The sequence below is a fragment of the Frankia sp. CoBUL1 genome (assembly GCF_978021245.1).
In genome coordinates this window covers 1-11,737 of the sequence record NZ_CDXDOS010000052.1, presented here as the reverse complement: position 1 = coordinate 11,737, position 11,737 = coordinate 1, and the positions used below count along the sequence as shown (strand labels likewise).

Here is an 11,737-nt window from a genome sequence, read left to right as displayed (position 1 = left end):
CCACCTGCCACCCGATGCTCTCGTGCTCCGCGTCGCCGGCGCGACGCACCACACCGATCAGGCTGCCCTGCGGGCGCTGCGCGGACTGGCCGCACGAGGTATCAGGCTCGCGATCACCTATCCCGACGCCGAGGACCTCTTGTTCGATCCCCTTCTGCCGCTCCCCGTCCAGATCATCGTGCTCGACGCCGCCGCCACCCGGCACCTGACCGAATCGCTGACCGACGGCCGCACCCCCGGGGAAGAAGAAAACGACGGCACGCTGCGCACGGCGTTCCTCGCCACCATCCGCGGACTGGGCATTTCACTGCTGGGCACCGGCATCGCTGACGCGAAGCAGGCCGCCACCCTCGCGCACAGCGGCTGCGGCCTTGGCCAGGGCAGCCTCTTCGGCGGACCCGCACCGCTCGCCGACATCCCCGGCAGGTATCCGACATGAGGTAGCCGCCATGTCTCCAGTGCGCGGCACTGACCCTCGACTCTCCAGTGCGCGGCACTGAAAATGCCTTGACCTGATGTTGGGTTGACGTCGTAGGGTCGCAACACGTCTGCAGTGTGGTTACCCACCGTCGTCGCGACCTACCGGTTCGACCACCAGCCGCCACCGAGAGGCACCGTATGCTGATCCGACTTCTGCGGGCTCACCTCGGCCCCTACGGCCGGCCGATCTCGATACTGGTCCTTCTGCAGCTGGTGGCGACGATCGCCATGCTCTACCTCCCCACCCTCAACGCCGACATCATTGATCGTGGAGTGGTCATCGGCGACACCGGCTACATCATGCGTATCGGTGGACTCATGCTCGGTGTCAGCGTCGTGCAGATCGTCTGTGCCGGCGCCGCCGTCTTCTTCGGAGCCCGGACGGCGATGGCGCTCGGTCGGGACATCCGGGCGTCGGTGTTCGACCGGGTCCAGTCGTTCTCGGCCCGGGAGGTCGGCCGCTTCGGCGCGCCCTCTCTGATCACCCGGGCCACGAACGACGTGCAGCAGGTGCAGATGCTGATGTTAATGAGCTTCACGCTCATGGTCTCCGCGCCGATCATGTGCCTGGGCGGCATCATCCTGGCGGTCAATCAGGATGCCGGGCTCTCGCTCCTGCTCGTCGCGATCACTCCGGTCCTCGCAGTGATCATCAGCTTGATCGTGCGACGGATGCGGCCGCTGGGCCGGGCGATGCAGGAGCGCTTGGACGCCGTCAACCGGATCCTGCGGGAGCAGATCACCGGACTCCGGGTGATCCGCGCTTTTGTCCAGGACGACTATGAGCGGCGCCGATTCGCGGTGGCTGACGCCGAACTGACCGACATCTCGTTGCGGTTCGGCCGACTCATGGCGTTGATGTTCCCGCTCGTGCTCACCGTGGTCAACTTCTCGAGCGTGGCCGTGCTGTGGTTCGGCGCCCACCGTATCGACGCCGGCCAGATGCAGATCGGCGCGCTGACGGCCTTCCTCAGCTACCTGATGCAGATCCTGATGTCGGTGATGATGGCCACCTTCATGTTCATGATGATTCCCCGCGCCGAGGTGTGCGCGGAGCGCATCCAGGAGGTGCTCGAGACCGACTCCACGGTCCTGCCACCGCAGAACCCGGTGCGGGAGCTGCGCCGCCACGGTGACCTGGAACTGCGGGGCGTCGGGTTCCACTACCCGGGCGCGGAGGCGCCGGTCCTGCGCGCAATCAGCCTGCGCGCCCGGCCGGGTCAGACCACAGCCATCATCGGCAGCACCGGTAGCGGCAAGACAACGCTGCTCGGTCTGGTCCCGCGGTTGGCCGACGCCACCGAGGGCGCCGTCCTCGTCGACGGTGTCGACGTCCGCGATCTCGACCCGGCGCTGCTCGCCCGGACCGTCGGCCTGGTTCCACAGAAGCCGTATCTGTTCTCCGGCACCGTCGCGACCAATCTGCGTTACGGAAATCCGGACGCCACCGACGACGAACTGTGGCGCGCGCTGGAGATCGCGCAGGCGAAGGACTTCGTCGAAGCCATGCCGGACGGTCTCGACACCGCGATCGCCCAGGGTGGCACGAACGTCTCCGGCGGCCAGCGCCAACGGCTCTCCATCGCCCGCGTGCTCGTTCACGGCCCGGAGATCTACCTGTTCGACGACTCCTTCTCGGCCCTCGACTACGCCACCGACGCCCGCCTGCGCAGGGCGCTCGCCCACGAGACCTCCGCCGCGACCGTGGTGATCGTCGCTCAGCGGGTCGCCACCATCCGGGATGCGGATCAGATCATCGTGCTGGACCACGGTGAGGTGGCCGGCGTCGGCACCCACCAGCAGCTGATGGCCGACAACACCACGTACCGCGAGATTGTGCTCTCCCAGCTCACCGAGGAGGAGGCGGCATGAGCAGCCCGGTACCGGCACCGCGCCGCGGCCCGGCCCCGACGGCCGGGCCCGCTCGGTTCTTCGTGGGCCCGGGCGCGACGGAGAAGTCGATGGACTTCGCCGCGTCGAGCCGCCGGCTGCTCGGACTGCTGCAACCGCAGCGTCACCTGCTGATCGCCGTCGTGGTCCTGGCGACGTTGAGTGTCGGCCTGAGCGTGATCGGTCCTCGCTTGCTCGGTCACGCCACCGACCTGGTGTTCGCGGGGATCTTCAGTCGGCGGCTGCCAGCCGGCAGCACGAAGGAACAGGCGGTCGCGCAGCTGCGTGCCACCGGCCACGGTACTCAGGCGGACCTGCTCGCCTCGCTCGACGTGACCCCCGGTCATGGTATGGACTTCGATGCCATCGGTGCCGTGCTGCTGGGGGTCGTGGTCGTCTACGCGGTGTCCGGATTGTGCGGTGTGCTCCAGGCCCGGCTGGCGAACCTGGCCCTGCAGAGAGTGATCAGTGATCTGCGCCGCGACGTCCAGGCGAAGATCTCGCGGTTGCCCGTCCGTTACTTCGACGGTCAGCCGCGAGGCGAGGTGCTCAGCCGGGTCACCAACGACATCGACAACTTCGGGCAGAGCCTGCAGCAGAGCATGTCGCAGATTGTCGCGTCGACGCTGACGATCGTGGGCGTGCTGTCGATGATGCTCTGGATCTCCTGGATCCTCGCCCTGATCGCGCTGGTCACGGTGCCAGTGTCGATCATGATGGCGACCCGGGTCGGCAAGCTGGCTCAGCCCCAGTTTGTCGCCCAGTGGCGGATCACCGGTGGTCTCAACGCCCATATCGAGGAGATGTACACCGGGCACACGCTCGTGCGGGCGTTCGGCCGGCAGGAGGAATCCGCGGAGATCTTTCGTGAGCAGAACGAGCGGCTCTACGCCGCCAGTTGGCGTGCGCAGTTCATCTCCGGTCTCATGCAGCCCTCGATGTTGTTCATCGGAAACCTGAACTACGTGCTGGTAGCGGTGATCGGCGGCCTGCGGGTCGCGTCCGGCTCGCTGTCGATCGGTGACGTCCAGGCGTTCATCCAATACTCTCGGCAGTTCAGCCAGCCGTTGTCCCAGGTTGCCAGCATGGCGAACCTGGTGCAGTCCGGGGTGGCCTCCGCGGAGCGGGTGTTCGACCTGCTCGACACCGTCGAACAGGAACCCGACCGGGCGGTTCCGGCGCATCCGGAGCGGCTTCGTGGCCGGGTGGCCTTCGAACACGTCTCCTTCCGCTACGAACCGAACCAGCCGTTGATCGAGGACCTGTCACTTGTCGCGGAACCTGGTCACACCGTCGCGATCGTCGGGCCGACCGGCGCCGGCAAGACCACTCTGATCAACCTGCTGATGCGCTTCTACGAGGTCACCGGCGGACGGATCACCTTGGACGGGGTCGATGTCGCGGCGATGTCGCGGGATGAACTGCGGGCCAGCATCGGCATGGTCCTGCAGGACACCTGGCTGTTCGGCGGAACGATCGCGGAGAACATCGCCTACGGTGCGGAGGGCGCCACCCACGAGCAGATCGTGGCGGCGGCCCGCGCCGCGCACGTCGACCGGTTCGTCCGCACTCTTCCCGCGGGTTACGACACCGTGCTCGACGACGAGGGGGTCGGCGTGAGCGGCGGGGAGAAGCAGCTGATCACCATCGCTCGCGCCTTCCTCGTGGAACCTCTGATCCTGGTTCTCGACGAGGCGACGAGCTCGGTGGACACCCGTACCGAGGTCCTCATCCAACGGGCGATGTCGACCCTGCGGGCGGGGCGGACCGCGTTCGTCATCGCGCATCGGCTGTCGACCATCCGGGACGCGGACACCATTCTCGTGATGGAGAACGGAGCCATCGTCGAACAGGGCACCCACACCGAGCTCCTGGCCGCCGATGGCCCATACTCCCGGCTGTACCAGTCCCAGTTCGCCCAGGCCGTCGTCGAGATCTGACCGTCGAGATCTGCGTGAGTGGTTGCGCCACCGGCCCGTGCGTGTGACAACGGGGATGAGCACGAGCCGGACGGCTCGTTAGGCGAACGTGGTCAGTTGATCAGTTTGATGAGCTGGCGTCCGTCGAGCCAGTTGCCGGTGACATCGGTGAACGTGTTGTTCTTCCACGCCAGCAGCCGCACCGCCGTGTTGCAGATCGCCGGGAAGATGTCGATCTGCTTGCCGTCGCAGGTGAACGGATGGGCCATGACGTTCGGGCGGTCGTGGGAGGCGCGAAGCGCCGTGAGCAGGGCGGCCGAGGTCGGCTGGGCGGTACCGGCCAGCAGCGACCGGATGTTGAGGACGGCGGAGAAGGATCCCTGCGATGACGAGGAACGATCGGCCTCTGGGATCGCCTTACGGAACGCCGCCGTGTCGGCGTCACCATCGCTCGTCCCGACCGGTAGGTAGCTGGATGCGAAGTAGAGGTTGTCGGTCCGGCCGCTGGCCGCGCGCGGCACCGCGGGGGTGGTGCAGGGACCGATGAAGTAGATGTCGCTGCGGATGTTCAGCGCCGCCGCGGCCTGGACGATCCGGGTGCACGTCGCAGCCTGGAACACCACGATGATCGCGTCCGGCTTGCCCGCAGCGACCTGGGTCAGGGCCGGTGCGAAGTCTGCCGCGTCGGATTTCTCCGGCACCAGTTTGACGTCGGACACACCTTTATGGTGCAGGACGTTCTGCGATCCCTGGATAGCGGCGGACAGCAGGCCGGGCAGGTCGAGGTACAGGGCATGCACGCTGCGCACATGCCGGATGTTCGTCAGATAGTCGGTGAGGCCGAGCAGCTCGCTGAGCGAACCGCCGGAAAACGCGAAGGCGTTGTGTGAGCCGAGTTCTCCGCTCAGTTGAGGAGAGCCGGTGACGTACGGGATGTGGGCGGCCTCGTATATCGGCATCGCCGCCTCCGCGCCGAAATCGATCCCGCCGACCACCGCGAGTGGTTTCGTGGCGACAAGCCGGTTGGCGCAGTTCTGGGAGGACTCCGGCGAGCCGTCGGTTGCGCAACTGATCAGCCGGAGCGGTCGACCGTCGAGCCCGCCCAGAGAGGTGTTGGCGTAGTCCACGGCGGCCTGAGCGGCCTTCCGGGTCTCCGGGTATGACCCGACAGTGCTGTTCTCAACCGTTACGAAGCCGACAGTGACCGCAGGCCCGGTCAGGCGGCTCGCCGCCGCGCTGCCACCGGCAGCTGCGCCGGACGAGCCACCGCGCTGACTCGTGCACCCGGCGACAACGACGGACAAGGCTACGGAGAACGCGAGGAGGATGCGGGAGGCTTGTCTCACGGCTCGTGAAGCTACACTTCTGTCGTCCAGTTCTGGGGGCTTGACCGTCGACCGGCCGGACGGGGACTGTTGTGTGACCATGCGTCCGGTCTTCATCGCAGTTCGGATCTCTCTATCTGCAATAGATGCGTCTACGGGGGGCCGGTGACAACGTATATAGCAGCATTGCTGCTCGGCCTTGGCCCGGGGGCCGTGTACGCGGCGCTCGGGCTAGGGCTCGTGCTCACCTACCGCGCGTCCGGCGTGGTGAACATCGCCCATGGGGCGTTCGCTATGTACGCCACCTACCAGTACGCAGAACTACGGGAGGTCGGGGACCTCGTACTGCCCTTCGTCGGGATGCCGCCAAGAATTCATCTCACCGACACGCCCACCTTCGGGCTAGCCCTGTCAGTATCCCTCGCAATGGCGGCAATTCTAGCACTGGCATCCTATCTGGTGGTTTTTCGGCCCTTGCGGCGTGCCCAGCCGCTGATGACGGTCGTGGCGGCGGTCGGCCTCACGATCGCGCTGCAGGCCGTCGCCGTGCTCCAGTTCGGATCTGACAACAGGTTCCTCAGTCCGGTGCTGCCGCAGTCACCGCTGTCCCTGCTGGGCGTGACCGTGGCGAGTGACCGGCTGCTGCTCGCCGCGTCGGTCATCGCGGTCGCCGCCGGTCTGTGGGCGATGTCGCGCTGGACGTTGTTCGGCCTGGCTACCCGCGCCGTCGCCGAGGATGAGCAGACCACCGCGCTTCTCGGCCGGCGGCCCGGCTGGATCGCCGCCGTCAACTGGGTCATGGCGGCCGTGCTCGCCGCCCTCGCCGGGATCCTTGTGGCGCCGATCAGTGCGCTGAATCCGACGAGCTACTCGCTGTTCGTCGTTCCCGCGCTCGCCTCCGCTCTGCTCGGTGGCCTGTCCTCGTTCGGTCTGACCGTCGTCGGAGCTCTCGGCCTCGGCATGACCCAGGCCGTCCTGATCCCGTTGCAACAGGACGTCTCCTGGTTGAACCAGCCGGGACTGCGCGCGCTGCTTCCGATGCTTCTGGTCATCGCGGTGGCAGGCCGGCGCGGGGATCTGATTCCCGGTCGCGCCGCGGGCGTCGCCGTGTCGGCTCCGATGCCGGTGATCGACCCGCCGGAGTCTCCCCTGCGCCACCTCGCGGTCGGTGTGCCGTTCGGGGTGGTCGCGATCCTCGTGCTGGCCGGCCCCTACCGGCTCGGCCTCGAACGCAGCCTTGCCGGCGCCGTGGTGTGTCTGTCGTTCGTCGTGTTGACCGGGTACGTCGGACAGCTTTCGTTGGCACAGATGACCCTCGCCGGTGTCGCCGGCTTCCTGTTGGCCAGACTCCAGGGTGAGCTGGGCGTGCCGTTCCCGATCGCACCCCTGCTCGCCACGGGTGCCGCCGCCGTGGCGGGCCTGCTGCTGGGGGTGCTGTCACGGCGGCTGCGTGGAATCGACCTGGCATTGATCACTCTGGTCGCCGGCGTCGCGATCCAGGAGGTGGTGTTCGGAAACCCGCTGGTCACCGGCGGGTTGGCCGGGTCGGTAGTACCGAGTCCGAAGATCTTCGGCCTCGATCTCGGGCTCGCCGGTGCCGGGTTCCCCCGGCCGCAGTACGGGCTGCTGGCGTTGGCCGTGCTCGCCGCGTGCTGCTACGGAGTCGCCCGGCTGCGCACCGCGGACCTGGGCCGGCGCATGCTGGCCGTGCGCGCGAACGAACGGGCCGCTGCCGCGGCCGGGATCGACGTCCGTCGTACGAAGGTGCTCGCCTTCACTCTCTCCGCCGCGATCGCCGGTCTCGGCGGCTGCCTCATCGGCTACGGCCAGGGACGTCTGTCCTTCGACTCGTTCGGCGTCACGGCCTCGCTGTTCTTCCTGGCGATCGCGGCCGCCGGCGGGGTGACGAGCGTCGGCGGAGCGTTGCTGGGAGGTCTGCTGGCGCCGGGCGGAATCGTGTTCATCGTGCTGGACCAGGTTGCCGGGCTCGGCAAGTACCAGTCCGTGCTGTGCGGGATCGCCGTCGTGGTGCTGGCGGTGCTACGTCCGGCCGGGCTCGCGTACCGACCGCATCGGACGGCTCGCGCCGATCATCAGGGCCGCGCGGATCGGTCGGGTGGCACGCATCGGACCGGTACTGGGCAGCGAACGCGTCGAGGAGATCACGTGCGACACCCGCAGCCGCCGGACCAGGGCCGGCCGAGCCTGACCCCGCATCCGGTCAACCCGGGCGGAGCCCCGTGACGGCGTTGCTGGCGGTCGACATGCTCGCCGCCGACCAGGGCCGCACGCGCATCCTCGAGGATGTCTCCTTCACTCTGTCGGCCGGCACCATCACCGGGCTCATCGGACCCAACGGAGCCGGAAAGACGACGTTGATCGACGCCCTCACCGGGTTTGCGTCGATCAGCGCGGGTACCGTCACGCTGGACGGTGCCGTGCTCGTCGGACTGCCGGCGCATGAGCGGCTGCGGTTGGGGCTCGCCCGCACCTTCCAGGCGCTGGAACTCTTCGACAGTCTGGAGGTCGGGGAGAACCTGGCCGTCGTCACGCCCCGAGCACCCGGACCCGCGACCGGGCCAGATCCGGCCCGGTCGCTCGGGCTTGCCACGATCGCCGATCGCCTGCCGTCGACGCTCTCCCACGACGAGCGGTCCTCGGTGGCTCTCGGCCGCGCCCTCGTCGCCAGGCCGAAGGTCCTGCTGCTGGACGAACCGGCCGCAGGTCTCGACCCGGCCGCCCGCCGGACGCTCGCCGACCGGCTGCGCCGCATCGCCGCCGACGGCATCGCCGTGCTGCTCGTCGACCACGACGTGAAGCTCGTCTTCGACGTATGCGACCACGTCCTCGTCCTGGACGGGGGCCGCGTCGTCGCGCGCGGTCGATCCGCCGAGGTGCGCGCCGATCCGGCGGTCCGCGCTGCCTATCTGGGCGGTGGTGAGCCCGACGGCGGCGACCGCGCCGGGACCGCCCCGGGACCCGGGCCCGGCTCGGCCTCTGGGTCCGACTCCGTGCCTGCTCTCGACTCCGTGCCTGCTCTCGGGTCCGTGCCTGCTCTCGGGTCCGTGCCCGCCTCCACCCCGGCGCCGGCCCCCGGCCGAGGCGGGGGCGATCTGCTCGTACTCGACCGGGTCACGAGCGGATACGACGGAGTTCCGGTGCTCCGGGACGTGTCGCTCACCGTCGGTGCCGGGGAGATCGTGGCGCTGCTCGGAGCGAACGGCGCGGGCAAGACGACGCTGATCCGCACGGCGGCGGGGCTGCTGACGCCGTCGAGGGGACGGGTCAAGGTCCTCGATGACCGGTCGCGCCGGGCCGCGCCGAGCACACTCGCCCGCCGGGGGATGGCGGTCGTACCGCAGGGACGAGGATCACTCGGGCGGTTGACCGTCCGCGAGAACCTGCGCCTGGCGGCCGGCCGGCGCTCATCCGGCGAGATCGGGCGGGTGTTGGACTGGTTCCCGGTGCTGCGCGGCCTGCTCGACCGGTCGGCCGGAGAACTGTCCGGGGGCGAGCGGCAACGGCTCGCGTTGGCCGTCGCTCTGGTGCGCAGACCGCGTCTGCTGCTGGTGGACGAGCTGTCGTTCGGCCTGGCACCCGGGATTGCGCCGCAGCTGCTCGCCCTGCTGCGCACGATCGCCCTCGAGACGTCGACCGGCGTGCTGCTGGTCGAGCAGTTCGTCTCGCTCGCGTTGCAGGTGGCCGACCGTGGCTACGTTCTCGACCGGGGCCGGATCGCGCTGTCGGCGAGCGCGGCGGATCTCATCGCGCATCCCGAGCTCATCGAGACGGCCTACCTGGGCGGGAGTTCCGGGCCGGCGGCGGCCCCGGACCGCTGAGCTGGTCCGGCGTTCCCCGCCACGCAGAGAAACCGGGGTCCGGCGGAACAGGGCTCTTCACGTCGCCTGATGGTGTAGGGCATGCGTCGGATGAACCGGAAGGGGTGGCGAGCGGGCCGGCGGTGTCTTACTGTCGACAAGCGTCGAAGTTGATCGCGGGAGCTCCGCCAAGGGGCTGAGAGGGCGGCTGGGGCCGCCGACCGCAGGAACCTGTCCGGGTAATGCCGGCGTAGGGAGTCTTACATGGTGTCGCGTACCGACCGTTCGTCCTCGTCCACCTCGAAGGCCGTCACCTCGTCCCCGTCCACCTCATCCTTGTCGTCCGCCGCATCCTCCCCGTCCTCGTCCTCGTCCTCCTCCTCGTCCGTCTCGGCCGCAGGGATGACGGCGGTCTCGACGGGTCCGCTGACGGGCAGCCGCAAGACCTGGCTGGTCGGAGCGGATCCCGATCTGCGGGTGCCGATGCGGGAGATCGTGCTGACCACGGGTGACACCGTCGTGGTGTACGACACCTCCGGTCCATATACCGATCCGGGGGTGACGATCGATGTGCGCCGGGGTCTGCCGGCGACGCGGGACAGCTGGATCGCCCAGCGTGGCGACACCGCGCTGGATGAGCGGCGGACCGTTCCCGGGACCGGGGCATCGGGTCCTGGGACGCCCGGTCTCGGCGGGACGGATCTCGACGGGCGGGTGCGAGTGCCCCGTCGGGCGGTGCCGGGACGGCCTTCCATAACCCAGCTGGGCTACGCCCGCCGCGGTCAGATCACTCGGGAGATGGAGTTCGTCGCCCTGCGGGAGGGTCTTCCCGTCGAGACGGTGCGGGCGGAGATCGCCGCGGGGCGGGCCGTGCTGCCGGCGAACGTGAACCATCCCGAGTCCGAGCCGATGGCGATCGGCCGTGCGTTTCTCGTGAAGATCAATGCGAACCTCGGCAACTCGGCCGTTACCTCCTCGATCGAGGAGGAGGTCGAGAAGATGGTGTGGGCGACCCGCTGGGGCGCGGACACCGTGATGGACCTCTCGACCGGGTCGGACATCGCCCTGACCCGTGAGTGGATCATCCGTAACGCGCCGGTGCCGGTCGGGACCGTGCCGATCTACCAGGCGTTGGAGAAGGTCGGTGGCCGGCCGGAGAAGCTGTCCTGGGAGGTCTACCGGGACACCGTGATCGAGCAGTGCGAGCAGGGTGTGGACTACATGACGGTCCACGCGGGGGTGCTGCTGCGCTACGTGCCGCTGACCGCGCGGCGCAGGACCGGGATCGTCTCGCGCGGCGGCTCGATCCTGGCCTCCTGGTGCCTGGCCCATCACGAGGAGAACTTCCTCTACACCCACTTCGCCGAGCTGTGCGAGATCTTCGCCGCGTACGACGTCACGTTCTCTCTGGGCGACGGCCTGCGGCCCGGGTCCATCGCGGACGCGAACGATGAGGCACAGCTCGCCGAGCTCGCCACCCTGGGCGAGTTGACGCAGGTGGCGTGGGAGCACGACGTCCAGGTGATGATCGAGGGACCCGGGCACGTGCCCATGAACAAGATCGAGGAGAACGTGCAGCTGCAGCGGGAGCTGTGCCACGACGCGCCGTTCTACACCCTCGGGCCGCTGACCACCGACATCGCCCCCGGCTACGACCACATCACCTCCGCGATCGGGGCGGCGATGATCGGATGGGCCGGTACCGCCATGCTCTGTTACGTCACCCCGAAGGAGCATCTCGGCCTGCCCGACCGGGACGACGTCAAGGCCGGCGTTATCGCCTACAAGATCGCCGCGCACGCCGCCGACCTCGCTAAGGGTCATCCCGGCGCGCAGGCCTGGGATGACGCCCTGTCGGACGCCCGGTTCGAATTCCGCTGGGCCGACCAGTTCCACCTCGCGCTCGACCCCGACACCGCACGCGCGTTCCACGACGAGACGCTGCCGGCCCCGGCCGCGAAGTCGGCGCACTTCTGTTCGATGTGCGGCCCGCACTTCTGCTCGATGAAGATTTCCCACCAGGTGCGGGCACACGCGGGCGGGGACGGGCTGGACCCGGCCGGGCATGGCGCGGACCCGGCCGGCGACGAGGCGGTCACCGCCGGCCTGCGCGAGAAGGCCGCCGAGTTCAACGCCGCCGGCAATCGGATCTACCTTCCGGTGGCCAACTCCTGACCACCGTGGCCAACTCCTGACCGACCGTCCCGACGGGCTTCCGCCGGTCAGCGGCGGGCCCCGTCGGGCCCGCCTCACCACTGGACGCGCTCCTGGCGCCTTAGAGCGTGTCTTGCGTGGCCGCTCCGGG

The 11,737-nt window shown here is 68.8% G+C and carries 8 protein-coding genes and 1 riboswitch; of the genes, 6 read left to right on the top strand and 2 right to left on the bottom strand.

Annotated features, from left to right (window positions below; all coding sequences use genetic code 11):
* The 3 genes from AC08OX_RS06670 to AC08OX_RS06660 form a co-directional block, all read left to right on the top strand.
* On the top strand, nt 1-439 hold a 439-nt coding region (locus AC08OX_RS06670; protein WP_476607011.1), incomplete at its 5' end, for an EAL domain-containing protein.
* A gap of 179 nt (nt 440-618) precedes the next feature.
* Nucleotides 619-2,352: an ABC transporter ATP-binding protein gene (locus AC08OX_RS06665; protein WP_011434843.1), complete on the top strand. Its 1,734-nt coding sequence runs from the start codon at nt 619-621 to the stop codon at nt 2,350-2,352.
* Nucleotides 2,349-4,310, top strand: a complete 1,962-nt coding sequence (locus AC08OX_RS06660) for an ABC transporter ATP-binding protein (protein ID WP_476607010.1) — start codon at nt 2,349-2,351, stop codon at nt 4,308-4,310. Before AC08OX_RS06665 ends, AC08OX_RS06660 begins: the two co-directional genes overlap by 4 nt.
* A gap of 92 nt (nt 4,311-4,402) precedes the next feature.
* Here the strand turns inward: AC08OX_RS06660 and AC08OX_RS06655 are convergent, their stop codons facing one another.
* Nucleotides 4,403-5,635, bottom strand: coding sequence for an ABC transporter substrate-binding protein (locus tag AC08OX_RS06655; RefSeq protein WP_476607009.1), 1,233 nt, complete (start codon nt 5,633-5,635; stop codon nt 4,403-4,405).
* A gap of 144 nt (nt 5,636-5,779) precedes the next feature.
* Between AC08OX_RS06655 and AC08OX_RS06650 the strand changes: the two genes are divergently transcribed.
* Complete coding sequence (locus AC08OX_RS06650) at nt 5,780-7,858, top strand: branched-chain amino acid ABC transporter permease (RefSeq protein ID WP_476607008.1); 2,079 nt, start codon at nt 5,780-5,782, stop codon at nt 7,856-7,858.
* Nucleotides 7,855-9,453, top strand: coding sequence for an ATP-binding cassette domain-containing protein (locus AC08OX_RS06645; RefSeq protein ID WP_476607007.1), 1,599 nt, complete (start codon nt 7,855-7,857; stop codon nt 9,451-9,453). The genes AC08OX_RS06650 and AC08OX_RS06645 overlap by 4 nt, the downstream gene beginning before the upstream one ends.
* A 145-nt stretch (nt 9,454-9,598) precedes the next feature.
* Nucleotides 9,599-9,706: riboswitch (TPP riboswitch) on the top strand.
* Here the strand turns inward: AC08OX_RS06645 and AC08OX_RS06640 are convergent.
* A complete protein-coding gene (locus AC08OX_RS06640; protein WP_476607016.1) occupies nt 9,693-9,938 on the bottom strand; it encodes a hypothetical protein in 246 nt (81 codons plus the stop codon). (Overlaps the previous riboswitch by 14 nt.)
* Between AC08OX_RS06640 and thiC the strand changes: the two genes are divergently transcribed.
* The gene (thiC, locus tag AC08OX_RS06635) at nt 9,835-11,607 is read left to right on the top strand and encodes a phosphomethylpyrimidine synthase ThiC (protein WP_476607006.1); all 1,773 of its coding nucleotides are present in this window, start codon (nt 9,835-9,837) and stop codon (nt 11,605-11,607) included. The two genes, AC08OX_RS06640 and thiC, sit on opposite strands and share 104 nt — an antisense overlap.
* Nucleotides 11,608-11,737 lie beyond the last annotated feature (130 nt).

What these genes read in the sequence shown, in the direction of transcription:
- AC08OX_RS06660 (WP_476607010.1), top strand. Translation starts at nt 2,349, where the DNA reads ATGAGCAGCCCGGTACCGGCACCGCGCCGCGGCCCGGCCCCGACGGCC.
- thiC (WP_476607006.1), top strand. Translation starts at nt 9,835, where the DNA reads ATGACGGCGGTCTCGACGGGTCCGCTGACGGGCAGCCGCAAGACCTGG.
- AC08OX_RS06665 (WP_011434843.1), top strand. Translation starts at nt 619, where the DNA reads ATGCTGATCCGACTTCTGCGGGCTCACCTCGGCCCCTACGGCCGGCCG.